Source organism: Pseudomonas sp. SMN5 (assembly GCF_052041925.1).
Lineage (GTDB): Bacteria > Pseudomonadota > Gammaproteobacteria > Pseudomonadales > Pseudomonadaceae > Aquipseudomonas.
The window spans coordinates 21,738-47,349 of sequence record NZ_JBKGGX010000010.1; the positions used below are offsets into that span (position 1 = coordinate 21,738).

At 61.7% G+C, this 25,612-nt stretch carries 23 protein-coding genes; 9 read left to right on the forward strand and 14 right to left on the reverse strand.

The window, feature by feature from the left end:
- Positions 1 to 50: 50 nt before the first annotated feature.
- The 5 genes from ACLEJR_RS11840 to ACLEJR_RS11860 form a co-directional block, all read right to left on the reverse strand.
- Positions 51 to 629 carry an adhesin gene (locus ACLEJR_RS11840; protein WP_440814109.1) on the reverse strand — a complete coding sequence of 193 codons (579 nt, stop codon included), beginning with the start codon at positions 627 to 629 and terminating at the stop codon, positions 51 to 53.
- Between the two features lies 1 nt (position 630).
- The gene (locus ACLEJR_RS11845) at positions 631 to 1,083 is read right to left on the reverse strand and encodes a hypothetical protein (protein WP_440814112.1); all 453 of its coding nucleotides are present in this window, start codon (positions 1,081 to 1,083) and stop codon (positions 631 to 633) included.
- A gap of 337 nt (positions 1,084 to 1,420) precedes the next feature.
- On the reverse strand, positions 1,421 to 1,945 hold the full coding sequence (locus tag ACLEJR_RS11850; RefSeq protein WP_440792618.1) for an AAA family ATPase: 525 nt from the start codon (positions 1,943 to 1,945) through the stop codon (positions 1,421 to 1,423).
- Positions 1,942 to 2,505, reverse strand: a complete 564-nt coding sequence (gene pnuC, locus ACLEJR_RS11855; protein WP_440792573.1) for a nicotinamide riboside transporter PnuC — start codon at positions 2,503 to 2,505, stop codon at positions 1,942 to 1,944. Before pnuC ends, ACLEJR_RS11850 begins: the two co-directional genes overlap by 4 nt.
- A 255-nt stretch (positions 2,506 to 2,760) precedes the next feature.
- Positions 2,761 to 4,395, reverse strand: a complete 1,635-nt coding sequence (locus tag ACLEJR_RS11860) for a methyl-accepting chemotaxis protein (RefSeq protein ID WP_440792575.1) — start codon at positions 4,393 to 4,395, stop codon at positions 2,761 to 2,763.
- Positions 4,396 to 4,667: 272 nt separating this feature from the next.
- Between ACLEJR_RS11860 and ACLEJR_RS11865 the strand changes: the two genes are divergently transcribed.
- Together ACLEJR_RS11865 and ACLEJR_RS11870 are read left to right on the forward strand one after the other, a co-directional pair.
- On the forward strand, positions 4,668 to 5,498 hold the full coding sequence (locus tag ACLEJR_RS11865) for an undecaprenyl-diphosphate phosphatase (RefSeq protein ID WP_440792577.1): 831 nt from the start codon (positions 4,668 to 4,670) through the stop codon (positions 5,496 to 5,498).
- Positions 5,495 to 5,920, forward strand: a complete 426-nt coding sequence (locus ACLEJR_RS11870; protein WP_440814114.1) for a DUF1294 domain-containing protein — start codon at positions 5,495 to 5,497, stop codon at positions 5,918 to 5,920. The genes ACLEJR_RS11865 and ACLEJR_RS11870 overlap by 4 nt, the downstream gene beginning before the upstream one ends.
- Here the strand turns inward: ACLEJR_RS11870 and ACLEJR_RS11875 are convergent.
- Positions 5,917 to 6,267 carry an MmcQ/YjbR family DNA-binding protein gene (locus ACLEJR_RS11875; protein WP_440792580.1) on the reverse strand — a complete coding sequence of 117 codons (351 nt, stop codon included), beginning with the start codon at positions 6,265 to 6,267 and terminating at the stop codon, positions 5,917 to 5,919. The genes ACLEJR_RS11870 and ACLEJR_RS11875 overlap by 4 nt on opposite strands.
- On the reverse strand, positions 6,264 to 7,172 hold the full coding sequence (locus tag ACLEJR_RS11880; protein WP_440814117.1) for a LysR substrate-binding domain-containing protein: 909 nt from the start codon (positions 7,170 to 7,172) through the stop codon (positions 6,264 to 6,266). Before ACLEJR_RS11880 ends, ACLEJR_RS11875 begins: the two co-directional genes overlap by 4 nt.
- A gap of 129 nt (positions 7,173 to 7,301) precedes the next feature.
- On the opposite strand from ACLEJR_RS11880, the gene ACLEJR_RS11885 reads away from it, so the two are divergent.
- Both ACLEJR_RS11885 and ACLEJR_RS11890 read left to right on the forward strand, forming a co-directional pair.
- Positions 7,302 to 7,910 carry an FMN-dependent NADH-azoreductase gene (locus tag ACLEJR_RS11885; protein ID WP_440814120.1) on the forward strand — a complete coding sequence of 203 codons (609 nt, stop codon included), beginning with the start codon at positions 7,302 to 7,304 and terminating at the stop codon, positions 7,908 to 7,910.
- A gap of 179 nt (positions 7,911 to 8,089) precedes the next feature.
- Positions 8,090 to 9,127 (forward strand): alpha/beta hydrolase family protein, encoded by a 1,038-nt coding sequence (locus tag ACLEJR_RS11890; protein WP_440814121.1) that lies wholly within the window; start codon positions 8,090 to 8,092, stop codon positions 9,125 to 9,127.
- Here the strand turns inward: ACLEJR_RS11890 and ACLEJR_RS11895 are convergent.
- Complete coding sequence (locus ACLEJR_RS11895; RefSeq protein ID WP_440814122.1) at positions 9,121 to 10,314, reverse strand: MFS transporter; 1,194 nt, start codon at positions 10,312 to 10,314, stop codon at positions 9,121 to 9,123. The two genes, ACLEJR_RS11890 and ACLEJR_RS11895, sit on opposite strands and share 7 nt — an antisense overlap.
- Before the next feature lie 475 nt (positions 10,315 to 10,789).
- Positions 10,790 to 12,376: an ABC-F family ATPase gene (locus ACLEJR_RS11900; RefSeq protein ID WP_440792590.1), complete on the reverse strand. Its 1,587-nt coding sequence runs from the start codon at positions 12,374 to 12,376 to the stop codon at positions 10,790 to 10,792.
- A 402-nt stretch (positions 12,377 to 12,778) separates the two neighbouring features.
- On the opposite strand from ACLEJR_RS11900, the gene lpxO reads away from it, so the two are divergent.
- A complete protein-coding gene (gene lpxO, locus ACLEJR_RS11905) occupies positions 12,779 to 13,678 on the forward strand; it encodes a lipid A hydroxylase LpxO (protein ID WP_440814124.1) in 900 nt (299 codons plus the stop codon).
- Positions 13,679 to 13,903: 225 nt separating this feature from the next.
- Here the strand turns inward: lpxO and ligD are convergent, their stop codons facing one another.
- Together ligD and ku are read right to left on the reverse strand one after the other, a co-directional pair.
- Positions 13,904 to 15,874, reverse strand: coding sequence for a DNA ligase D (ligD, locus tag ACLEJR_RS11910; RefSeq protein WP_440814126.1), 1,971 nt, complete (start codon positions 15,872 to 15,874; stop codon positions 13,904 to 13,906).
- Between the two features lie 33 nt (positions 15,875 to 15,907).
- Entirely contained in the window at positions 15,908 to 16,798 is an 891-nt protein-coding gene (ku, locus tag ACLEJR_RS11915) for a non-homologous end joining protein Ku (protein ID WP_440792596.1), read from the reverse strand.
- Between the two features lie 216 nt (positions 16,799 to 17,014).
- Between ku and ACLEJR_RS11920 the strand changes: the two genes are divergently transcribed.
- The 4 genes from ACLEJR_RS11920 to ACLEJR_RS11935 all read left to right on the forward strand — a co-directional run bounded on the left by ACLEJR_RS11920 (position 17,015) and on the right by ACLEJR_RS11935 (position 21,401).
- The gene (locus ACLEJR_RS11920) at positions 17,015 to 17,350 is read left to right on the forward strand and encodes a hypothetical protein (protein ID WP_440814129.1); all 336 of its coding nucleotides are present in this window, start codon (positions 17,015 to 17,017) and stop codon (positions 17,348 to 17,350) included.
- A gap of 35 nt (positions 17,351 to 17,385) precedes the next feature.
- Positions 17,386 to 18,531 (forward strand): PQQ-dependent sugar dehydrogenase, encoded by a 1,146-nt coding sequence (locus tag ACLEJR_RS11925; protein WP_440814132.1) that lies wholly within the window; start codon positions 17,386 to 17,388, stop codon positions 18,529 to 18,531.
- A 1,196-nt stretch (positions 18,532 to 19,727) separates the two neighbouring features.
- Entirely contained in the window at positions 19,728 to 20,735 is a 1,008-nt protein-coding gene (gene ilvA, locus ACLEJR_RS11930) for a threonine ammonia-lyase, biosynthetic (RefSeq protein ID WP_440814135.1), read from the forward strand.
- Positions 20,736 to 21,119: 384 nt separating this feature from the next.
- Entirely contained in the window at positions 21,120 to 21,401 is a 282-nt protein-coding gene (locus tag ACLEJR_RS11935) for a DUF1652 domain-containing protein (RefSeq protein ID WP_440791656.1), read from the forward strand.
- 76 nt (positions 21,402 to 21,477) lie between these two features.
- Here the strand turns inward: ACLEJR_RS11935 and ACLEJR_RS11940 are convergent, their stop codons facing one another.
- The 3 genes from ACLEJR_RS11940 to ACLEJR_RS11950 all read right to left on the reverse strand — a co-directional run bounded on the left by ACLEJR_RS11940 (position 21,478) and on the right by ACLEJR_RS11950 (position 25,612).
- The gene (locus ACLEJR_RS11940; protein ID WP_440814137.1) at positions 21,478 to 22,416 is read right to left on the reverse strand and encodes a carbohydrate kinase family protein; all 939 of its coding nucleotides are present in this window, start codon (positions 22,414 to 22,416) and stop codon (positions 21,478 to 21,480) included.
- A gap of 12 nt (positions 22,417 to 22,428) precedes the next feature.
- Positions 22,429 to 23,916, reverse strand: coding sequence for a xylulokinase (gene xylB / locus ACLEJR_RS11945; protein ID WP_440814139.1), 1,488 nt, complete (start codon positions 23,914 to 23,916; stop codon positions 22,429 to 22,431).
- 214 nt (positions 23,917 to 24,130) lie between these two features.
- Positions 24,131 to 25,612 carry a mannitol dehydrogenase family protein gene (locus tag ACLEJR_RS11950; RefSeq protein WP_440814141.1) on the reverse strand — a complete coding sequence of 494 codons (1,482 nt, stop codon included), beginning with the start codon at positions 25,610 to 25,612 and terminating at the stop codon, positions 24,131 to 24,133.

Below are 25,612 nucleotides of genomic sequence, written 5' to 3' on the forward strand. Positions count from 1 at the left end.
TGCTTGTCGTTGGTTAAGTGTCAGTACTTTCTTATGCGCACTGCGCCGGGTCAGTCGGCGACCCGGATGCTCAGGGTGTTAGCCATGCGGTTCCCCACCCCGGCACTCTGGTTCACCTGGATTACCCCACGGCTGCCGGTGAAGGCCTGGTCGCTGGTGACGACCTGGCGACTGCCGGTTGGGGCGCCAGTTGCTCCTGAGTTCGGTAGCAACGCCACGTTCTGTTGCGAAAGGACGCTGTCATCAATGCTCTGCGGCTGGGCGCTGATGCCCACGCGCATGACATTGGCCATCTGGTTATTGGCCCCGGCGGACTGGTTGACGCCCAGCACGCCGTTGCCATTGGTGAAGGAGTTGCCGCCGATGCGGGCGGTGGCGTTCATGGATGGGTCGGCTGGCGTATCGAGGCGTTGGCGCAGGTTGGTGCTGGCCTGTGCTTCGGTGCCGATCGCGATGGCCCGGACGTTGGTCTGCTGGGTCTGGTCGCCGGCGGCCTGGTTGACGTTGAAGTTGCCGCTGTAATGGCCGCCGGAATTCTGCAGGTTGGCGTCGGTGACCCGCGCCACGCCCGGATCGGCGAGGGTGAGGGAGGGACCGAGCAAGGCCAGCAGGAACAGGGCGGGCTTCATGTCACTGGCCTCCGGCAAGTCGACCCAGCGGGGCCAGGCCGGAACTCAGCGATCGGTTGATGGTGCCGGAGATCGCGCCGCCGCTGCCGCCACCATGACCGGCACCCATGCCAGGCATGCCGTTGGGGTTGGTTACCACGTTCAGCCCCTGTACGCCGGTATTGGTGTTGGTATTGATGGCGTTGCGGATCGAAGAGCCGCTGGCGATGCTGGCGAATTCGCCATCGCTCAGCTCGGTGCTGGCGGCTGCCTGGTTGATTCGAGCCGATGGGTTGGCGTTGACGGTGGTCGGGTAGGGGTCCTTGCCCCCGTTACGGCCGATGGCAATGGGTTGTACATCACGGCTCAGTACGATCACGCCGTTGCCCTCGGCCAGTACCGGTAGGCTGAACGACGCGCCGGCGGCGCAGCCGATCAGCAACAGGCAGGTCACGCCCCTATTGAAACTCCCCATGGCAGCGACTCCTTCTCTACGGCTGGCCCTAGTCAGCGTTGCGAAGGTCGCGAGCAGGAGTCGTGCCGATTTAAGAAATTCCTTTCGAATCAATTGGTTGTGTAGTGGCTGAGGATATTTACGGGCCGGGCTGTTTCATCGTTGAGACAACGGGCCGGATGAACAGCGCGACGGCGGCCGTCCAAGGCTCTGGATCCAGGCTTTGAGCGGGGTGTTGCAGCAGCTTTACAGTCTTGATGGCAATCCGGCGCAACCGCCGTGGATCCGCGTTCGGCGTGTCGGGGTTGTATCAGCTGCGTAACAACAGACGCGAGAGGTTGAGCGCCGCGCCAGGCGGTCAGGCTGCCAGTAGCCGCGAAACGGCGGCGAACACCTTTTCCCGGCGTTGCGCCCAGTTACCCTCGATGACTTGGAAGGGTTGTCGGTGCCGGACCAGCCAATCCTCGGTGGCCTGGAAAAACACCTTGCGTTGCGCCAGGTCCGGTTGGCAGCGCAACCCATCGCCGGTCCACTCCACTTGCTCGGGGCTCAGCAACAGATGCAAGTCGTAATGGCGCGCCAACAAGGCCGGCTCGAGCCAGCTCGGGCAATCGCCGAACAGGGTCTGGCTCCAGAGAATGTTACTCAACAGGTGAGTGTCGAGGATCAGCAAGTCTGGCTGATGGGCACGGGCCGCGTCTTCCCAGGCGAGCTGCCCGGTCGCGATGTCGGTGATGTCGGCCAGACAGGTGTCGCGCAGGTTCTGTTCCATGAAATGACGAACGTATTCATCGACCCGCAGGCCGCCGAAGTGCGCCTGCAACTGCGCTGCCAGCCAACTTTTGCCGCTGGATTCGGGGCCGGTCAATACCAGCACTTTCATGGGCGAAGGGCCGGATCGGCGCGCCATTCCCGCCAGCCTTGCACCGCCAGCAAGGTGAACAGGGCGTAGAGCGCGGCGGTCAGGTACAGGTCCTTATAGACGAACAGGCCGACGAAAATCACGTCCAGGACGATCCACAACGGCCAACATTGCAGGCGTTTCTGCGCCATCCACCATTGGGCGACAAGGCTGAAACCGGTCAGTGCCGCGTCGAGCCAGGGCTGGGCGGCGTCGGTCCAGCGGGCCATGGCCGCCCCGAGCGCCAGGCTGCCCACCGCCCCGACAGCCAGCCCGAACAACACCCAAGTCCCACCCAGACGAGTGACCTGGCGCCCGGCATGTTGCTGCCCGGCCCGGGTCCATTGCCACCAGCCATAGAGCTGCAGCACGGCGTAGACCCCTTGCAACAACATGTCCGAGTACAGCTTCACGTCGAAGAAAATCCAGCTGTACAGCAACACCATCACCAATCCGATCGGCCAGCCCCAGGGGTTCTGCTTGACAGTCAACCAGACAGCAATCACGCCGAGGGCCGCGGCAAACAGTTCAAGCCCGGACATGGTGGATCCTTGGAGAAGTAGGAGAGGGCGGCGATTGTATACGCGATGGTGGGGGCAGCTCCAATTTCAATGTTCGGATGTGCCACAGCTATCGCGAGCAGGCTCGCTCCCACAGGGTTTTGTGCATGGCAGATGGTTTCAGTTGTCACAAATCCACTGTGGGAGCGAGCCTGCTCGCGATGAGGGCGGCTCAGCTGGCACCAATGCTGAATGTACCGCCGCCATCGCGAACAAGCTCGCTCTCACAGGCCTCGCTCAAACCCGAAACTGCTTGAGCAACCCGTTCAACTGTTCACTCAACGCCTTGAGACGGCTACTGGCCAGGCTCGATTGCTCAGCCGCCAGGGCGGTGCTGTGGGACAGGCCGGCGGCCTGGGTGACGTTCTGGTTGATGTCTTCCACCACATGGGCCTGTTGCAGGGTGGCGCTGGCGATAGACGCGTTCAGGCTGTTGAGGTTGCGCAGGGCCTGGCCGATGGCATTGAGACTGGCGCCCGCCAGGCCGGCCTGCTCGATGGTCAATTGTGAGGCGCGGCTGCTGTCGCTGATGACTTTCACCGCAGCTTCGGAATGGTTTTGCAGGCGTTCGATCATCGCCTGGATTTCAGCGGTGGACTTCTGGGTGCGTTGGGCCAGCAGCCGTACTTCATCGGCCACCACCGCGAAGCCACGGCCCTGCTCCCCGGCACGGGCCGCTTCGATCGCGGCGTTCAGGGCGAGCAGGTTGGTCTGCTCGGCAATCGAGCGGATCACTTCCAGGACGCTGCCGATCTGCGTGCTTTCGCTCGCCAGGGTGCGGATCACTTCCACTGCCTGGTCGATGGTCTGGGAGAGTCGATCGATCTGTTGCAAGCTGCCGTCGATATTGATCTGGCCCTGTTGGGCCTGGGATTCTGCGTCGCGCATTTCGCTGGCGGCGTGTTCGGCGTTCTTCGCCACGTCCTGTACGCCATAGGTCACTTCGTTGATGGCCGTCGCTACCAGCTCCATTTGTTGCGACTGCTGCTGGCTGCGCTCCTGAGCCTGGGTGGCGTCGTTGCCCAATTCGTTGGAAGATTGCCCCAGCGCGCTGGCCGAATCCTGCAACTGACCGACCACCTGGCGCAGCTTGGCGGTGAAAGCATTGAAGTGTCGCGCCAACTGGGTGACTTCGTCCTGGCCGTGGGTGTCGAGGGTGCGGGTCAGGTCGCTCTCGCCGCTGGCAATGTTCGCCATTGCATTAACGGTTTCCTGCAACGGTCGCACGATGCTGCGCACGATCAGCGTTAACAGCAAGGCCATGATCAGCGTGATCGCCAGGCCGATGGCCGAGGCTTGGATCAGCTGGGAACGGAATTCAGCCTGGACGTCGTCCACATAGACGCCTGAACCGATGACCCAGCCCCACGGCTCGAACAGTTTGACGTAGGAGGTCTTGCCTACCGGCGCCTCGGCGCCCGGCTTCGGCCAGAGGTAATCCACCATGCCGGCGCCCTTGGACTTGGCGATGGCGACCATCTCGTTGAACAACGCAAAACCGTTCGGGTCGCGGATCGACGAGAGGTTCTGGCCTTCCAGCTTCGGGTTGGTCGGGTGCATGACCATGACGGGCGTCAGGTCATTGATCCAGAAGTAATCGGTGTCGTTGTAACGCAGGCCGCGCACGGCACTGAGCGCTTGTTTCTGCGCGGCGTCGCGGCTCAGGGTGCCTGCCGTTTCCAGGCCATGGTAGTAAGTCAGCACGCCACTGGCGGTCTGCACCACATGTTGGGTTTTCTGCACCTTGGCCTGATAAAGGTCGTTGTGGATCTGCTTGAGCATCAAGGCGCCCAACGTGAACAGCATCACGATGGCCACGACCAGGATGAGCCACAAGCGTCGGCTGATCGACACACTGCGCAAGCTATTCATACGCTATTACTCCGGTTTTTATTCTTGTCATCAACCACCGTCGGCGCTGTTGCATCACGCGGGAACGCCTGACTGACCTCAGGTATAACGCGGCAGCGTTATCAGTGCTTGTCTGATAGGATTTCGGCCCCGCAGCGCAAAACCTGAGCGCAAGTTGATTGTTTCATTGGTTTTTTCAGAGCGGTCACGGTTATGGTGCTGCCCGCTGCGTGCATTTGCAAAACACTTGAACATGACGAAACCTGCATAAAAAGCTTGTTTTTGGGGGATGAATGGATTTGTGGACCGCCTTTCAGGCACTGATTCTTGGCGTGGTAGAGGGTTTGACGGAGTTTCTGCCGATTTCCAGCACGGGGCACCAGATTATCGTCGCCGACCTGCTTCAGTTCGGAGGCGAGCGCTCGATGGCGTTCAATATCATTATCCAGCTGGGCGCCATCCTCGCGGTGGTCTGGGAGTTCCGGCGCAAGATCTTCGACGTGGTGCTGGGCTTGCCAACCCAGCCCAGCGCCCGGCGTTTCACGGCCAATCTGTTGATCGCCTTCCTGCCTGCGGTGGTACTGGGCGTACTGTTGGCCGACTGGATTCATCATTACCTGTTCAACCCGATCACCGTGGCGGCGGCGCTGGTGATAGGTGGCTTCGTGATGCTCTGGGCGGAGAAACGCCAGCATCAGGTGCACGCCGAGACAGTGGACGACATCACCTGGAAAGAAGCCTTGAAAGTCGGCTTGGCCCAGTGCCTGGCGATGATCCCCGGCACCTCCCGCTCCGGCTCGACCATTATCGGCGGGCTGTTGTTCGGCCTGTCGCGAAAGACCGCGACCGAGTTTTCGTTCTTCCTGGCAATGCCGACCATGGTCGGCGCTGCGGTCTATTCCGGCTACAAGTACCGCGAGTTGTTCGTCCCGGCGGACTTCCCGGTGTTCGCCGTCGGCTTCGTCACCGCTTTCATTTTCGCGATGATCGCGGTCAAGGGCCTGTTGCGTTTCATCGCCAGCCACAGTTACGCCGTGTTCGCCTGGTACCGGATCGCCTTCGGCCTGCTGATCCTGGCAACCTGGCAGTTTGGCTGGGTTGACTGGACCGCCGCCAAGCCATGAATGACGCAGGCCCCCGTAACCGCACGGCGCGCAGCAGCGAGGGCGCCGTGAAGAACCTGCGGCTGAAGCTGGTTGCATTTGCGCTGTTGTGTGCCTTGCCGCTGACCGGTTCGCTGCTGCTGGGGTTACGGGCGATATCCTGGGTGCCGATGGTGGCCTATGGCGTCGTCAGCGCGGTGGCGTTTCTGCTGTACTGGAGCGACAAGCGCAAGGCCCGCGCCGACGCCTGGCGCACTCCGGAGAACGTCTTGCACGCGGTGGAATTGGCGGGTGGCTGGCCGGGGGCGCTGCTGGCACAGCAAGCGTTTCGCCACAAGACCCGCAAGGTGTCGTTCCAGGTGGTGTTCTGGTTTATCGTGCTGTTGCACCAGGTGTTCTGGATCGACCAGTTGTTCCTCGGACGCCTGCTGACCCTGTTCTAAATCAGGAGGCCGACCTGCGTGCGCTTGGGCAACTTGCTCACGACCAACTGGTGGGAGCGTTGCAGCAGGCCACGCAGCTCCTCGGCGCCCAGCGGGTAGGGCACCTGCATGATGATCCACTGGGCCCGCGCCAGGTAAGGCGCCGGATGAATGCCGGGACGGTCGCAATGGCCGAGAAACAGATCCTTGTCGACCTTGAACGCCAGTGAGTCCCCGCGCAGGCCCTGAAGGGCAAACATCTTGTTGCCGGCGACGGAAAACACCCGCACGCCGCCCCACTTGTAATCTTCCTGCGCCCCGGGCAGGCCCAGGCAGAACTGCGCGACCTGCTCTTCGTTCCAACTCATAGCGTCCTGTCTCCACAGCGGTTGAATGCTTCGACCAAATGGTCGATCCAGGCCCTGACCGCCGGCAACACGCCTCGACGGTGCGGATAGACCGCTTGCAGCCAACCATCGGGTAATGACCACCCGGGCAATAACTCCACTAACGTACCGTCCTGCAATTCCTGCTCGCAATACATGGTCGGCAGCAGCGTGAAGCCGATGCCTGCGAGGGCGCAGGCGCGGCGGACAATGAAATCATCGATGCCCAGACGTGCTTCCAGCGCCATTTCGACACTTTGCCCATCGCCTTGGAGCAACCGCAAGTGCACCAGTCGATCAGCCTCCAGCGCTCCGAGTACTGGTAGCTGCCGCAGATCCTCGGGCGTTTCGATCCGTCGCCCTTCGACGAATGCCGGACTGGCCACCATGACCAGCCGTGCCTGGCGCAGGCGCCGGGTCATCAGCAGCGGGTCTTCATCGCCGATGTCGCGCACCCGCAACGCGACATCGATGCCCTCGCTGATCAGGTCCACGCGGCGATTGAGCAAGATCATCTCCAACTGAACCTGCGGATACTTGTCCAGGAAGCTGGCGACCAACCCGGCCAGCATTTCATGGGCCAGGCCTACCGGGCTCGAGACCCGCAGACGCCCGCGCGGCGCGCTGGACATGCTTGCCACCGCCTCGGCGGCCATCTCCGCCTCCAGCAACATAGCCTGGCAATGGCGCAGATAACGTTCGCCCACCGCGGTCAGTTTCAACTGCCGTGTGGTGCGTTGCAGCAGGCGGGCGTCCAAGCGCTCTTCCAGCTCGGCGATGCGCCGTGACAGCCGCGACTTGGGAATGCCCAGCGAACGCCCGGCCGCCGCGAAACCGCCGGCTTCGACGACTTTGGCAAAGTAATAAAGATCGTTGAGGTCTTGCATGGCGGTCTCGATTGTCCTGTGAGTGGGACGAACTATCGCATTTTTGCCGCCTTATCGACCATTGCTTTCATCGATAGGATTGTCCGCATCTGATCGCCTGTTTGCGATCCTCACTTGGAGAGCACACGTATGAAACTCTTGCACATTGATTCCAGCATCCTTGGCGACAACTCCGCTTCCCGCCAACTGAGCCGTGAGGTGGTCCAGGCCTGGAAAGCCGCCGAGCCACAAACCGTGGTGACTTACCGCGACCTGGCCGCCGACGCCATCAGCCATTTCTCCGCCCAGACCCTGGTTGCTGCCGGCACCAGCGCTGAACTGCGCGACGCAGCCTTGCAACACGAGGCTGAACTCAGCGCCGCGACGATGGCTGAGTTCCAGGCAGCCGACGCGATTGTCATTGCTGCGCCCATGTATAACTTCAGCATCCCGACGCAGCTCAAGGCCTGGATCGACCGCATCGCCGTGGCTGGTCAGACCTTTCGTTACACCGAAGCGGGTCCGCAAGGCCTGTGCGGCGGTAAGAAATTGGTGATCGTATCCACCGCCGGTGGCCTGCATGCCGGCCAGCCCAGTGGTGTGGCCCATGAAGATTATTTGAAGGTGTTGTTCGGTTTCCTTGGTATCACCGACATTGAATTCATCCGGGCAGAGGGCTTGGCTTATGGTGACGATATGCGCACCAAGGCCATGAGCGAAGCCAAGGCCCAAATCGGCGAACAATTCGCCGCTGCGTAAGCCTTGGGTAAAAAAACCAGGCGCTTGAAGCAACCTCTGGAAAACTCTGTATTCTGATCATCATTGATGGTCTGGGTGCAGGGTTTTTCTGCATCTGGCGTTGGGCTTCTGGCGCAGGTTATGCAGGCCAGGGCTGTGAGTCGCTGGCGCGCCGCCAGGCGGTGAAAGTGGAAAGTGCGATGATACGTCTTGGTGCAGCCATACTGCTTTGCCTGTTCGGCGGCCTGGCTTCGGTGCAGGCCGCGCCTGGGTTGCGTGCGCATTGGAGTGCGGGTTTCCATGAGCTGGTTTTCCTCGATCCGCTGGATCAACAGCCGATGCACGCCATCGCCTTCTATCCTTCCACCGATGCGGAGCAATCCAGCCCGCTGGGTGGCTACCAGATCGATGCTGCGCCCGACGCCAGGATCGCCATCGGCCGCTTCCCCCTGCTGATGCTGTCCCATGGCAACACTGGCACCCCACTGGCCCTGCATGACCTGGCCACGTCACTGGCGCGCAAGGGCTTCGTGGTGGTGGCGGTGATCCATCCCGGCGACAACGCCCAGGATCACAGCCGGCTCGGCACCCTCAGCAACCTGTATGGGCGACCGATCCAGATTTCCCAGGCGATCACCGCGACGCTGAACGACCCGATGCTGGCGCCGTTCGTCGATGCCGGGCAGGTGGGGGTGATCGGCTATTCCGCCGGTGGCGAGACTGCACTGATTCTGTCCGGGGCCACGCCGGACCTCAATCGGCTACGTCGTTACTGTCAGGAGCGGCCGGACGACCGTGATGCCTGCAACACTCAGGGCGAACTGATCGCCGATCGCGACGACCTGCAACCGCAAGCCGACCCCCGGGTTCGAGCCTTGTTGCTGATGGCGCCGTTGAGCCTGAAGTTCGGCCGTCATACCCTGGCCGATGTGCATGTCCCGGTTCTGCTCTACAGCGGCGACGGTGACAAGCTGGTGGCTTTCGACAAGAACGCCGCGGCATTGGCCCGCAAGCTGCCCATTGCACCGGACTTCAAGACCTTGGCTGGCGCTGGGCACTTTGTATTCCTGGCGCCATGCACCGATGAGCAGATCGCCGCGATGCCGGCGCTGTGCACCGATGCCGACGGGGTCGATCGCAAGGACATCCACCGCACGATGATCACCGAGGCCGACCGTTTCTTCAGTCAGGCCTTGAGTAAGGCGAGCCGGGCCGGGATGAGGACCGCTGATCAATAATCGGCTTTTACCGCGCGGCGACGCAGCAGCAGGGTCAGGCCCAGTCCGGTAACGGACAGCAATGCGGCGCAGAAAAAGATCGACGAATAGCCCATGTTCAGGGCAACCGCACCCATCAAGGGGCCGGCGATCGCCAACGCCAGGTCGAAGAACACTGCGTATGCGCTCAAGCCCGCGCCTCGGCTGGTATTGGGCACTTGCTTGATGGCTTCGACGCCAAGCGCCGGATACACCAGGGACAGCCCGAAGCCGGCCAGCCCGGCCCCGACCAGGGCGAACGCGGTGTTCGGTGCAATCCAGAGCAACACCAGCCCCAGGGTTTCGATGCTCATGCAGGCGATGGCCGAGTTGAAGCCGCCGAAGCGGGCGATGCTGGAGATGAACACCAGCCGCGCCAGGATGAAGCAGACACCGAAGACCGTCAGGCACCAGGCGGCACCGGTCCAGCCGCGACTGGCGTAAAACAGCGTGATGAATGTCGTGAGCGTGCCGTAGCCGATCGAAGCCAGGCTCAGGCCGGCGCCGTACGGTGCAATGCGTCCGAACACCGCCCAGAAGGGCAGGCGCTCGCCGCGGATGACCGGTACCGATGGCTTGTTGCGGATCAGTAACAGCGCCGCACCGCCCAGCAATGACAAGGCAATGCCCAGGCTGGCGAACCCCAGCGCTTGCACCATCACCACCCCCAGCGGGGCGCCAATGGCGATGGCACCGTACGAGGCGATGCCGTTCCAGGAAATCGAGCGGGCGGTGTGTTCCACCCCCACCTGGCCCATGCACCAACTGATGGTGCCCACGCCAATCAGCCCCTGGGCCACGCCCAGCAGCAAACGTCCGGCGATCAGAATCGACAGGCTGGTCAGCGGCAGACTCTGCAAGAGCGTCGAGAGCAGCGTCAGCAAGCCGCTGAGCACAATCCCCGACAATCCATAGACAATCGCCCGCTTGGTGCCGACGCTGTCCGACAGCCGCCCGGCCATGGGGCGGCTGAGCAGCGTCGCCAGGTACTGCGAACCGATGGTCAACCCGGCCACCACTGCGCTGAAGCCCAACTGCTCGTGCACATAGCCCGGCAACACGGCAATCGGCAGACCGATGCACAGAAACGCGATAAAGGTATAGAAGACGATGGAGACGATCTGCAAGGTGATCGACAGTGAACTGGGGGCGGCAGGCTGCGTGGACATGTGGCTCGTTCGCGGGCGGCGGTAAGAGAGCCCCATCATGGCGCGAGGCAAGCGTAAAAGGAAGCAGGCTAACTAAATGGGTAGGCGTAAGCGGGTTCAATTTGTGCCGGATGTCAGGGCCTCATCGCGAGCAGGCTCGCTCCCACAGGGCATTTGTGGCGAATGCGGGATATATGAACACCCGAGAATCCTTGTGGGAGCGAGCCTGCTCGCGATAGCGGTGAATCAGTGGCGGGGATGTCGGCTGACACGACCTGATCGCGAGCAAGCTTGGCTCCCACAGGGCATTTGTGGTGAATGCGGGACATATGAACACCCGAGAACCCTTGTGGGAGCGAGCCTGCTCGCGATAGCGGTGGCTCAGTAGCGAAGATGTCGACTGACACGACCTGATCGCGAGCAAGCTTGGCTCCGCAGGATGCAAAAAGCCCCGTCACCAGGGACAGGGCTTTTGGCTTGCAGCTCAGGGATAGTCTTAGAACATCACACCCTGACTGCGCAGGTAGTCATCGTAGGTGCCGCTGAAGTCCACCACGCCATCGGCGCTCAATTCGATGATGCGGGTGGCCAGGGACGATACGAACTCACGGTCGTGGCTGACGAAGATCAGGGTGCCGGGGTAGTTTTCCAGCGCCAGGTTCAAGGCCTCGATGGATTCCATGTCCAGGTGGTTGGTCGGTTCGTCCATCACCAGCACGTTCGGCTTCTGCAGGATCAGCTTGCCAAACAGCATGCGGCCCTGTTCGCCACCGGAGATGACCTTGACCGACTTGAGGATCTCGTCGTTGGAGAACAGCATGCGGCCCAGGGTGCCACGGATCATCTGTTCGCCCTGGGTCCACTGGCCCATCCAGTCGAACAGGCTGACGTCGTCTTCGAAGTCATGGGCGTGGTCCTGGGCGTAATAACCCAGCTCCGCGCTTTCGGTCCACTTCACTGCGCCAGCGTCTGGGGTCAGCTCGCCCATCAGGGTGCGCAGCAGGGTGGTCTTGCCGATGCCGTTGGGGCCGATGATCGCCACGCGCTCGCCGGCTTCGACGGTGAAGCTGAAGTTCTTGAACAAGGTCTTGCCGTCGAAGCCCTTGGACATGCGCTCGACGGTCACCGCCTGGCGATGCAGTTTCTTGGTCTGTTCGAAGCGGATGAACGGGCTCACGCGGCTCGATGGCTTGACCTCGGCCAGCTGGATCTTGTCGATCTGCTTGGCGCGGGAGGTCGCCTGCTTGGCTTTCGAGGCGTTGGCCGAGAAGCGGCTGACGAAGGTCTGCAACTCGGCGATCTGGGCCTTCTTCTTGGCGTTGTCCGACAGCAGTTGCTCACGGGACTGGGTGGCCGCGATCATGTACTCGTCGTAGTTGCCCGGGAACAGGCGCAGCTCGCCGTAGTCCAGGTCGGCCATGTGGGTGCAGACACTGTTGAGGAAGTGCCGGTCGTGGGAAATGATGATCATGGTGCTGTTACGCGCCGTGAGAATGTTTTCCAGCCAGCGAATGGTGTTGATGTCCAGGTGGTTGGTCGGTTCGTCGAGCAACAGCACTTCCGGATCCGAGAACAGTGCCTGAGCCAGCAATACCCGCAGTTTCCAGCCGGGGGCGACTTCGGTCATCGGGCCGAAATGTTGTTCCAGAGGGATGCCCAGGCCCAGCAGCAGTTCGCCGGCACGGGACTCGGCGGTGTAGCCGTCCATTTCGGCAAACTCGGTTTCCAGCTCGGCGACGGCCATGCCGTCTTCTTCGGTCATTTCCGGCAACGAGTAGATACGGTCACGCTCGGCCTTGACCTTCCACAGCTCTTCATGACCCATGATGACGGTGTCGATCACGGTGAACTGTTCGTAAGCGAATTGATCCTGGCGCAGCTTGCCCAGGCGCACGTTCGGCTCGAGCATCACCTGGCCGCCGGAAGGCTCGAGGTCCCCGCCGAGGATTTTCATGAAGGTCGACTTGCCGCAACCGTTGGCGCCGATCAGGCCGTAGCGGTTGCCCGCGCCAAACTTGACCGAGACGTTTTCGAACAGCGGCTTGGCGCCGAACTGCATCGTGATGTTAGCTGTAGAGATCAAAGGTTTATCCTGCGGAACATTCAGAGTAGCTAGGGTGCGGCAGTACCTGTCGAGTACCTGTCTGCGTTGTTACCGGCCGTGCAAAGGCTTTGCGGTCGCAAGCGCAAGGGTCCATCCGGCATAAGAGGACAGCTGCATACGGAGCGCCTGGTCCGGTAGACGTGCGCCGAAACCGGATGAGCGGTATCGGCCAAGGGGGCGCGTGAAGTTTGGCGGCGATTGTACTGATCTGGCCGCCTGAACGATAGGGTATTGCCTGGGCAAGACAGTTTTTCACAACTCTGGGATAACCTTCGGTTACAAAATGTGGCTAAATTGCCATCTCACCCGCTGCCCATCTTCCTTGCCGCTTGGTTGGCCGAAGAATGCAGCCTGTTCACTCCCGAACCTGTGACGAACTCCGTGAAACTCATCATTGTCGCGCTCTACATCGTCTCCATTGCTTATGTGCACCTGCGCGGTCGCGTGCGGCACAAGCTCGGTCGCCAGTTGAGCGATCACTCTTCGTTCCTGGCACCGATCAACTGCCTGCTGTACCTGTGTTCGAAACTGCCCAACCGACCGTTCTTGCGTCCTGAGGATTTTCCCGACCTGAGCCCGTTGCAGGCGCACTGGGAAGAGATCCGCGCCGAGGGCCAGGAACTGCTGCGGGCGGGGGCGATCAAGCGCTCCGACCAGTACGATGACGTCGGCTTCAATTCGTTCTTCAAGACCGGTTGGAAACGTTTCTACCTGAAGTGGTATGGCGATAGCCATCCGTCGGCCATGAAGTTGTGCCCGCGCACCACGGAGTTGGTGCAGAGCATCGGCTCGATCAAGGCGGCGATGTTCGCCGAGTTGCCGCCGGGTTCGAAACTGGTGCGCCACCGCGACCCCTATGCCGGGTCCTATCGCTATCACCTGGGCCTGGAGACGCCCAACGATGCTGGTTGCTACATCAATGTCGACGGCGAGCATTACCACTGGCGCGACGGCGAGGCGGTGGTGTTTGACGAGACCTTCATTCACTTCGCCGAGAACACCACGCCGCACAACCGCATTATTCTGTTCTGTGATGTGGAGCGCCCGATGAAGTATCGCTGGGCCACGGCGTTCAACCGCTGGTTCAGCCGTACCGTCATGGCTGCCGCCGGCGCGCCCAACGATGCCGGTGACAAGACCGGCGGCTTGAACCGCGCGTTTTCCCGCCTCTACAAGATCCGCTTGCGAGGCAAGGCCCTGAAGAAACGTAACCGCAAGCTGTATTACTTGCAGAAATGGGCATTCTTTGGCGGGTTGCTGGCGATTTTCGTCTGGATCTGACCACGGTCTTTCTATAACACAGACCCTTGTGGCGAGGGAGCTTGCTTGTGGCGAGGGAGCTTGCTCCCGCTGGGCTGCGAAGCGGCCCCCGAAAAAGCTTGCGAGCGCTGCGCACTCGAGCGGGAGCAAGCTCCCTCGCCACAGGTTTGCTTACTGCCACAGGTTTGCTTACTGCCACAGGTTTAGCTACTGCCCCAGGTTTGGCTACTGCCAGGTGATCGGTGCTCACCCTTCAGGCGCTTGCGCCCCCAATTGCTCCCACATCCTGGCCGTGATCCGCTGACGATGGCTGTAGCCCTCCCATGGATCGGCTTTCAACCCCCTGGCTCGCTCCAGGGCGGTGTGGATATCCCATTGCTGAGCGTTACGCAGACCATCCAGCTCGGCCCGGGCAATCGGCACCGAGACCGGCAGGCCTGGCCGCGCGCGGACCGAGTAGGCGGTCACGGTGCTGGCACCGCGAGCATTGCGCAGGTAATCGACGAAAATTTTCCCGACCCGGTTCTTCGGTCCCATGGTGGCGGTGATCTGTTGAGGCATCTGGCGGGTCAGGAACTGCGAGATGGCCTTGGCGAACGCCTTGGTCGTGTCCCAGCCTTCACTGCGGGCCAACGGTACGATTACATGCATGCCCTTGCCGCCGCTGGTTTTCAGGAAGCCCTGTAAACCCAGTTCGTCGAGCACCGACAGCGTCATGCGAGTCGCTTCGAGCATGGCGCTCCAGGGCAGTGATGGATCGGGGTCGAGGTCCAGGACAAACAGATCCGGCGTTTCGATCCGGTCATGGGTGGCTGTCCAGGTGTGCAGTTCCACGCTGCCCATCTGTGCGGCGCTGACCAGCGATTGCACATTGTCGATTCCCATCAGCGCCGCATGGCCTGGGTCCAGTTGCGGGCTCAATTGCTTGATGTGGGGAATGTCGAGGCGATCCGCGTGCTTCTGGAAGAACTGCTCCTCGCCAATCCCGTCCGGCGCCCGCAACAAGGCAACGGGCCGCTGGTGCAGCCAGGGCAGGATCCACGGCGCGATGTCGGCGTAATACTGGGCCAGTTCGACTTTCTGCACGCCGCTGACGCTGTCGATCACACGCTCGGGGTGAGTGATTGTCACGCCTTCGATCTCTACGGTTTTTTTCCTGCTGCGCCTGGTGCTCGACGCCAGGGTCCTGGTCGGCACAGGATGCTCGTGCACCACTTTCCCTACCGGCATGTCAGCCAGCAGCTCCACGAAACTCGCCCGCTTGACGATGCCGCTGCTGCTCCATTCGGTGAACTCCACCTCGCAGACCTGGGCAGGCTCGACCCACTGCACACCTCGCCCTTGGGCTCCGCTGAGGGGTTTGCTCAGCGGTGAGCTGTCGCGCAACTGTGCGCTCAGTTGCTCATGCAGCGCCTTGATCCGAGCCTGAGTGAAGCCTGCACTGACCCGGCCGGCATATTCCAGACCCGTCGGACCGTTGACCGCGAGCAGTAATGCGCCGAAGCCGTTGCGCCTGCCCGGGGGCTGGGTAAACCCGACGATGACGAAGGCCTGGCGCAGCCGACACTTGAGATCGACCCAATCGCTGCTGCGCCGCGACACATAAGGACTGCCCAAGCGCTTGCCGACGACGCCGTCCAGGGCCAGGGCGCTGGCGCTTTCGAGGATCTCGTCTTCGTTGGCGCAGAACGCTTCGGAAAACCTCAGCCGCTTGCCGGCATTATTCCGGAGGACTTTTTTCAACGCCGCACGACGCTCCTCCACCGGCGTCTGCCGTAAGTCCACGCCGTTGAGAAACGGCGCATCGAACAGCACATAGACCATGTCCACGGTGCGACCGATCTCGAAGCAATCGCGCAGGGCTACCGGGTCGGACTGGCCGGCGTCATCCAGCAGGATCAGGTCACCGTCCAGCCAACTGTCTTCCAGGCCTAGCTCGGCCAGGGCTTCGGCGTGCAATTGCAGGCGTTCGGTCCAATCCTGATGCTCGCTGTTGAACAGGCGCACCTCGCCTTGCTCGATGCGGGCCAGCAATCGGTAGCCGTCGAATTTGACCTCATAGCGCCATTCACCGGTGGGCGGCTGTTCCACCGGCGTCGCCAGTTGTGGCATCAGGCGTTCGGGGAGCCGTTTTTTTTGACTTTTACGGCTTTGGTTTGGTTTTTCATCCTGAACAGCATTGGAAACGCGGGCAGATTCATGCTCGGCCTTGGCCATGACAGATTCCCTTGTATAGCTGGCATCCTGAGTTTAGCCCCGAGAGGCCTTGGTGGCTTTTTTTGCGGGAGTGGATTTGCTGGTCTTCGCGGGCTTCGCAGAGGTCTTCTCGGCGGTCTTGCCCGATGCCTTGCCTTTGCCGCCCAGGCTGCGCTTGAGCAGTTCGGTAAGGTCGATGACATCGGCGGTCTTGCGCTGGTCTTCGCCCGGATCGGTTTCCACCGCTTCGAGCCGGCCTTCGTTGGCCTTCTTCTCCACCAGCTCCATGATTTTCTCCTGGAAACTGTCGCGATATTCCTCCGGCGACCAGTCAGCGCTCATGTCCTGTACCAGGCGCTTGGCCATTTCCAACTCGCCCTTGGCAAGAGTCGGGTCGGTGACTTCATCGCCCAGTTCGAGGATGTCCAGCCCGCGCACTTCCGCTGGCCAGCGCAGCATCACCAGCACCAGCGCAGACTCCAACGGCATGAGCGCCGCCAGATGTTGACGGGTGTGCAGCACCACCAGGGCCAGCGCCACCTTGTTGGTCTTGACCAGGGTTTCGCGCAGCAGGGCATAGACTTTGCCGCCGCGCTTGTCGGGCGCCAGGAAGTAGGGCGTGTCGATGTTTTGCAGGGGGATCTTTTCGCTGTCGACGAAGGAAAAGATATCGATGGTCTGGGTGGACTTCGGATGGGCGTTGCGGATTTCCTCTTCGCTGAGCAGCACGTACTGACCTTTCTGGTACTCGACGCCCTTGACGATATCTTCCTTGGTCACTTCCTTGCCGGTGACTTTGTTCACCCGCTTATAGCCCACCGGCTCCATGCTGCGTTTGTCCAGCCAATCGAAATCCACGCCCTGTGAAGAGGTGGCCGATACCAGCGCCACGGGAATGTGGACCAGCCCGAAACTGATTGCGCCTTTCCAGATTGCCCGTGCCATGGTGGTGTTATTTCCTTGCCGATGGGTGTCTCTCTGGTGACCTCTCGCCTTTGAAAAAAGTTTCCCCCGTGCGCTGGCTGGCTCATTGCCTGAACGGCTGTTTAGAGACTCCTCGTTACATTTGCCCGGACACTTCGCTTAACACATTTCGCTTAACAACTGCGAACCTACGGCGTAGCGTGTTTTCGATATGCCTGAAACCAAGAGGGTGCTCGAATGTACAGGCTGATGCTGGCTATCACGACGCTATTCCTGGCGGCAACTGTCCAGGCTGCTCCACCGCCCGGCCCGCAGCAACTGGCGCAGAACCTGCCGGGAAACAGCAATCCCTACAACAGCCCGACGCGACGGGCCAATCCCAACAGCATGCAGGGCACCCGGCCCAATGTGCCGATGATCCACAACAATCCAACGGTGCCGGTGCCACGCCCACCCACCCTGGAAAACGGCGGGATCGGCAACGGCTATCCCAGGTCCGGCCAGCCGCCGGGTTCGCCACGGCCCACCATCGAATCGCCGACGCCGCCCAGGAGTCCACAGGACAACCGCTAGGTTGCCACTTTTCAATCCCACAGAAGGAAGTGTGCATGTTGCGTAAAACACTCCTGGCCGCCTTTTGCGCCAGCGCTGTCCTGACCCTTTCCATGCCGGCCTCTGCCGAATCAACCCAGCAGCTCAAGAGCGAAGAGGGCACGCTCGAACTGACCGCCGTGGTCAAGGGGCTTGAACACCCTTGGTCGATCGCGTTCCTGCCGGGGCAGGGCATGCTGGTCACCGAGCGCCCGGGCAACCTGCGGGTGATCGGTCCTGACGGGAAACTGTCCGAACCGCTGGGGGGCGTGCCGCAAGTCTGGGCCAAAGGCCAGGGCGGACTGCTGGACGTGGTGCTGTCACCGGACTTCAAGCAGGACCGTACCGTTTACCTGTCGTATGCCGAGGCCGGTCCGGACGACAAGGCCGGCACCGCTGTCGGACGCGGGCAACTGTCCGACGATTTGAAAACCTTGAAGAACTTCAACGTGATCTTCCGCCAGCAACCCAAACTGTCCACGGGCAACCATTTCGGCTCGCGCCTGGTTTTCGACCGGGACGGCTATCTGTTCATCACCCTGGGGGAAAACAACGACCGGCCCACCGCCCAGGACCTGGACAAGCTGCAAGGCAAGATCGTGCGCATCTACCCCGACGGCAAGGTGCCGGACGACAACCCTTTTGTCGGGCAGAAAAACGTCCGGCCCGAGATCTGGTCCTATGGCATCCGCAACCCCCAAGGCGCGGCGCTCAATCCCTGGAACGGAACGTTATGGGAGAACGAGCATGGGCCGAAGGGGGGCGATGAATTGAACCTGATCGAGCGCGGCAAGAACTATGGCTGGCCGCTGGCAACCCACGGCGACAACTATTCCGGCGCGCCGATTCCAGAAGCCCAGGGCAAGACCGTTGAAGGCACGGTCGGCCCGCTGCACGTCTGGGAAGTGTCACCGGGACTCAGCGGCATGGCGTTCTATGACAGCGACCGCTTCCAGCCCTGGCAACACAATGTGTTCATCGGTGCCCTGGCATCCAAGGAACTGATCCGCCTGGAATTCGACGGTGACAAGGTCGTCCACGAAGAACGCCTGCTCGGTGAACTTGGCGAACGGGTTCGTGACGTGCGGCAAGGACCGGACGGCTACTTGTATGTGCTGACGGATGAGGACAGCGGGGCGTTGTACAAAGTGGGGCTTAAATGATTAATCAAGCCTCCACCATCACCGCGAACCCTGTGGCCGCGAGCCTGCTCGTGATGGCGGTGCATCAGACATATTGATGCAAGCTGCGCCGGCCCTATCGCGAGCAGGCTCGCTCCCACAATGGGATTGGGTATAACCGCAGGAGATTGGTCGGCTGTCAGGCCGCCTTCGCGGGCAAGCCCGCTCCCACAGGGTCCAAGTACGACGAGAAGCACCAAGTCGGCTATAAGGCCGCCTGGCTTTTGCTTTTGCTTTTGCTTTTGCTTTGCTCTTGATCTCAGGCGCCCCGTTAACCACAAGGGCCGAACGCAGGCATTGCGCAGTGGGCATCCCGGCATGGATGCCGGGATAGCCGCGCTGGACCATGGATGGTCCTTCGCGGCGGGCCCACGGAGCAATGCCGGAGTGAGGGAACACCGAGCCTTGGCGAGGTGCCCAGTGGTGGGGCAAGGCGCTTTTGGTTACTTTTGACGCCTTTCAAAAGTTACCCGCCGTAAGGGCGGAACCGTAAGAAGCCGTTACCGTAGCAATGGATATACACACGAAAATCCAGGTCGACTGCCAGACCGCCATCGCGAGCAGGCTCGCTCCCACAGGGTCCAAGTACAACGGCAAGCGCCAGGTCGGCTGTCAGGCCGCTTTGCTTTTGCTTTTGCTTTGCTTTTGATCTTGGGCGCCCCGTTAACCACAAGGGCCGAACGCAGGCATTGCGCAGTGGGCATCCCGGCATGGATGCCGGGATAGCCGCGCTGGACCATGGATGGTCCTTCGCGGCGGGCCCACGGAGCAATGCCGGAGTGAGGGAACACCGAGCCCTGGCGAGGTGCCCAGTGGTGGGGCGAGGCGCTTTTGGTTACTTTTGGCGCCTTTTCAAAAGTGACCCGCCGTAAAGGCGGAACCGTAAGAAGCCGTTACCGCAGCAACGGATATATACACGAAAATTCAGGCCGCCATCGCGAGCAGGCTTTGCTCCCACAGGCCCCGCAAGAAACATAGCCCACCGCCACGACGCCATTGACTCACCCCCACCCCCCGAGCTAACTTCCAGCCATGACCCTGACCATACTGCCCAGCCAGCCAAGCATTATTACCGCCATTCCTTATATGGCGGGCTAGCTGACGGCTGCACCCAACCCGCCCTGGAGGCGGGTTTTTTCTTTCTGTCTCCCGGGTTCCGCCCAAACCAGGAGACCGCCATGCCCGTTACCCCCGCCGAACAAGCCTTGCTGGAACACTACGTCAAGAAAATCCTCGCCGCGCCAGTGTACGAACTGGCCGTGCACACGCCGCTGCAACCGGCGCCTGCGCTGTCCGAGGCCCTGGGCAACCGGATCCTGCTCAAGCGCGAAGACCTGCAACCGACCTTTTCCTTCAAGATCCGCGGCGCCTATAACAAGCTGGTGCAGCTGACGCCCGAGCAGCGGGCCATGGGCGTCATCACTGCATCGGCCGGCAATCATGCCCAGGGCGTCGCGCTGGCGGCGCGGGAGCTGGGGATTTCGGCGAGCATCGTCATGCCTTCGACCACCCCGCAATTGAAGGTGCTGGGCGTGCGCAACCGGGGCGCCGAAGCGCTGCTGCATGGCGAGAGCTTCCCGTTCGCCCTGGCATACGCGCTGGAGCTGGCCCGGCAGACCGGACGGGAGTTCGTTTCGCCGTTCGATGATCCTGAGGTGATCGCCGGGCAGGGCACCGTTGCCATGGAAATCCTGCGTCAGCACCCGGGCAGGTTGGAAGCGATATTCGTTCCGGTTGGTGGTGGGGGTCTGATCGCCGGGATTGCGGCCTATGTGAAGTACCTGCGCCCGGAAATACGCGTCATCGGCGTCGAGTCGCAACACTCCGCTTGCTTGCAAGCGGCGCTTGCGGCCGGGGAGCGGGTCTCCTTGCCTGCGGTCGGAACCTTTGCAGACGGGGTGGCGGTGGCGCAGATCGGCGCCCATGGCTTTGAGATCTGTCGCTTTTGCGTGGATGAAGTGTTGACCGTGAGCGACGACCAACTCTGCGCGGCGATCAAGGATATCTATGACGATACGCGCTCGATCACCGAGCCGTCCGGCGCGCTGGCTGTCGCCGGTATCAAGCATTACGTGGCGAAAACGGGCGCGCGAGACCAGGTCCTTGTGGCGATTGATTCCGGAGCCAATATCAACTTCGACAGTTTGCGCCACGTGGCCGAGCGTGCGGTCGTGGACGTCTTTTGATTTTTTTACAGTGCGTCACACTTTTTTCGAGGCAGGCGACGGGTGCCCGGTATGCCGATCACAATAAGGACTACTCTAGGTTGGCAGCGGCGATTCAAACCCTTGCACATTGCATGAGCAAATCACCGTTTCCATGCAAATTGCACGAGCGAGTCGTCACGCAGCGAAGCTAAGCCATTGATTTACATCGATGGACGATATCCACGATACAGGCATATTTTTTGCGGTGTGATCAGGGAGTTCGCTTCATGGGGCTCAATTATTCGAAAACGCCAAGAACGAACGAACGGCACGGCATTCGTAGTCCCAGTCCGCAGGGAAGAAACGGACGAAAATACCGCCGCCGTGAACATAAATTGGCCGCCTCAACAGGAGAGAGTTGCCATGTTTTTATCTGCCCTCGAAATGCGAAACATCATTGAAAGCAGTCTGCTGCCCAAGCGCTCGCAATGCACTTTGTCACCTGACTTGTCGATGACGGTCAAGATCTACGACGATCATGAAACCGATCGCGTGGCCTTGATCAAAACCGACATCGATGCCAAGAAGCTCACCGGCTGCCGGGCGATCAACGACCTGATCGCCGAGCTGCGTACCGAGCTCGATCATAGCCACGCTTCAGGCAACCAGTTCCACGCGCAACATCATCGTATGACCGGGCGTTAACAGCGAGCTTTACCCGGTATCCTGACGCTGGGTCGGCTATTGTCCGAGCCCGGCGTCCAGTTTTTTATGCGTCCGATCAGGCCAGTTGCCGGCGGTAGGGCAGGTCTGGTCCGGTGTTACCGCACGTCAGGGCCGCAGCGCCCATGGCGAAGTCGAGCATGGCGCTGATCTGTTTGCGGGTCAGGGTACACATCCCTTCGACAGAGTCGAGTCCCTGTTCCGTCAGCCAGGTAATCAATGCTGCCTGAAAGGTGTCGCCAGCACCTACGGTGTCGGCAATCTTCACCGCTCGGGCTGGGGCCGACCAGCTACCATGTTGCCGGCTGAATACCGTCGCCCCTTCACCGCCCCGCGTCAGGAACACCAATTGGCAGCGGTGCTCCAACCAACCTTCAATGACCGCCCTGGGATCGAGCTCGGGATAGAGCAGGCGCAGGTCTTCGTCACTGACCTTGATCAGGTCGGCATATCCCACCAGCGTCGCGATCCGCGAGCGCCACAACTCGATGTCCGGTTGCGGGTTGAGCCGTACGTTGGGGTCCAGGCTGATCAGGCGCCGACCGCTCTCACGTTTCGCCAGGGCCAGCAACGTGTCGGCAATCGGTTGCACCACCAGGGAAAACGAGCCGATATGCAGGCCGCGCACTTCGGGGCCCAGGGTGGGTAGATGTTCCAGACTCAGCTGGCGGTCGGCGCAACCTTCGCCGCGAAAGCTGTAGTGAGGCGAGCCATCGGCCCCGACGGCCACCATCGCCAGAGTCGTCGGCGCCTCGAACTCCAGCAAATACCGGTCACTGACACCTTCATCAAGTAGCACCTTGTGTAACCGCCGACCGAGGTAATCGGTAGACAGCCCGGCAAACAAGGCTGAATCCACCCCCAGGCGCCGCAGCCCCACCGCTACGTTGAACGGCGAGCCGCCGGCAATCGCCTTGAAGTTCACTTGCGAGGCCGGGCCCTGCGCTTCGTTTTCGCTGAAAAAATCAAACAGTGCCTCACCACACACCAGATACATAGTTGCTTGCTCTCACAGGATTGCGACGTGCTGTCGATAACGTTCATAAGCGGTTTGCGCTGCCGCGACGTTCCCGGCGTCCGGCCGGGTTTCGCTGGCCGGGTCGAGCTTGACGCAGCGCTCGCACAGGTCGGCCAGGCCCTGGGGTGAACCTGAATGGCACCAGGCTGCCTGGATCGCCGCTCCGAGGGCGGCCGCTTCACTTTGTTCGGTGCAGATGACCGTAGTGTCCATGATATCGGCGACGATCTGCCGCCACACCGCGCTCTTCGAGCCGCCACCGATCAGGCGGATGCTTTGGGCCTGCAGGCCGTTGGCCCGCAGCAGATCCAGGCCGTAGCGCAAGCCGAAGGTCGTGCCCTCGACCACGGCCCGGCACAGGTTGGCCCGGGTCAGGTTGGTGGTGGTCAGCCCCAGCAGACTGCCCGTGGCATGGGGCAAGGCGGGGACGCGCTCGCCGTTGAGAAATGGCAGCATGCTCACGCCGTCGGCGCCGATGGGGGCCTCGGCCACCAAGGCATTGAAGGTTTCGATGTCCAGCGCCAACAGCTCGCGGATCGCTCCGGTGGCGTTGGTCAGGTTCATGGTGCAGATCAGCGGCAGCCAGCCGCCGCTGGAGGAGCAGAAGGTCGCCACCGATGGTTGCGGGCTGACCGCGGGCTCGGCGGAGTAGGCGTAGACCGTGCCGGAAGAACCGAGGCTCATGGTAATCACGCCGGGCTGGATGTTCCCGGTGCCGATGGCGCCCATCATGTTGTCCCCTCCGCCGCTGGCCACCACCGCGTTGGGGTTGATACCAAGGTGCGCCGCGATGGTCGGCAGGATCTGTCCCACCGGTTGATGGGCTTCGATCAATTCCGGCAGCGCCTTGCACAGGCGACCGCTGGGGTCGATGTGCTGCAGCAACTGCGTATCCCACTGGCGGGTGCGGATGTTGAAATAACCGGTGCCCGACGCGTCACCGTATTCCGTGCAATGGCGCCCGGTGAGCCAATGATTGAGGAAGTCGTGGGGCAGCAGGACGCTGGCGATGCGGTTGAACAACTGCGGATGCTGTTCGCGGGTCCAGAGCAGCTTGGAGACCGTGTAGCCCGGCGCGATGACCACGCCCAGACGCTCCAGAGAGCCGCTTTCGCCGCCCAGGTGGGCCAGCAGCCGATCATTCTCCGGGGTGCTTTCAGTGTCGCACCAGAGCTTGGCCGGACGCAGGACGGCGCCTTGCTCATCGAGCAGCACCAGGCCGTGCTGCTGGCCGGAAACGCCGATGCCGAGGATGGCCTGACCATCGACCCCCGCGGCTGCCAGTGCCTGGCGAGTCGCCTCGGCGAACGCGTCGAGCCACTGCGCGGTGTCTTGTTCGCGGCAGCCGTTGGGGCCGCTGATCATCGTGTGGGCTGCAGCGCCCAGGCCCAGGACCTGACCACTGCTTGCATCCAGCACAAGAGCCTTGGTGCCTTGGGTGCCGCAGTCGATGCCCAGGTACAGTTGTTGATTCGCCATGGAAATCCTCAGGTTATGGGTCTCGGTACACAATGATCAGTTGAACACGGTCCCCCGTGGCGAGGGAGCTTGCTCCCGCTGGGCTGCGAAGCAGACCCAAATGCCTGACACCCGGTCCGTCAGACTCACCGCGTCGTCCGGTTTGGGGACTGCTGTGCAGCCCAGCGGGAGCAAGCTCCCTCGCCACAGGAATAATGTTCAGTACGCACGCAGTCTAGCCTGCATCCGCCAACACCCGCTCCAGCGTGTGCGTCACGCCATGCTCGCGCAAGCTGTTGCAGCACCACTCGAATGCTGCCACGAACTCCGGAGAACGAGGGATGGCGCTGCCGAAAATCTCCTCCACCTCCAGCATCCGTTGAGTCACCAGCGCATCGTCGGCCACCAACGCCTGGCAGAACGCTGCCCGCGGATCGGGAATCGAGTAGCTCACGCCATTTTCGTCCACGCCCTTGAGGTATACCGCCCAGGCCGCCACCACCAACGCCGCACGCCGGGTTTCGGCGCCGTCGGCAATCAGGCGGTTGATGGTCGGCACGGTGAACTTGGGAAACTTAGACGAGCCATCCGAACACACTCGCTCCAACTGATCGGCAATCGCCTGGTTGGAAAAACGCTCCACCAGGGTGTTCTTGTAATCGGTCAGGTCGATGCCGGGCACCGGCGCCAGTTGCGGCGTCACGTCCAAGTCCATGTAGGCGCGCATGTAGCGTACGAACAGTGGATCATTCATCGTTTCATGGACGAAGCGGTAGCCCTTCAGGAAACCGAGGTAGGTCAGGGCCAGGTGGCTGCCGTTGAGCAGCTTGATCTTCATTTCTTCGTAGGGCGTCACGTCGGCGGTGAACTGCACGCCGACCTTTTCCCAGGCCGGACGACCGTTGACGAACTTGTCCTCCAATACCCACTGCACGAACGGTTCGCAGACCACCGGCCAGGCGTCGTCGATGCCATGTTCGTCATGCAGTTGCAGGCGATGGGCGACGCTGGTCATGGGCGTGATGCGGTCGACCATGGCGTTGGGGAAGCTGACGTTATGGTCGATCCAGTGCGCCAGCTCGGCGTCACGCAAGATTGCGAAGGCCAGCAGCGCCTTGCGGGTCACCGCGCCGTTATGGGGCAGGTTATCGCAAGACATCAAGGTGAACGCACGGGTGCCATTGGCCCGTCGTTTGGCCAGGGCGGCGCAGAGAAAACCGAACACGGTCTTCGGCGCGTCCGGGTGGGCCAGGTCGTGCTGGATCTGCGGCAACTGCGCCATGAACTCGCCGGTGCTGTCGTCGATGCAGTAGCCGCCTTCGGTGATGGTCAGCGAGACGATGCGGATCTGCGGGTCGGCCAGTTTGTCGATCAACGCCAGGGCGTCGTCCTCGGCCAGCAGCATGTCGTTGATGGCGCCGATCACGCGCACTTCGGTGTCATCGGTATCGCCCAGTTCATACAGGGTGAACAGATAGTCCTGCCCGGCCAGGTCGTCCCGGGCGCGGCGGTCTTCAGCGCGCAAGCCGACGCCACAGATGGCCCAGTCCAGGCCTTCGCCGGTATTCATCAGGGCATCGGTGTAGTACGCCTGGTGGGCCCGGTGAAAACCGCCGACGCCGATATGGGCGATGCCCTGGCGAATATCGCCCAACGGGTAGGCGGGCAGGGCGATGCCCGGGGTGAGGTGGTGCAGGTTTTGTCGGTTGAGTTTCAT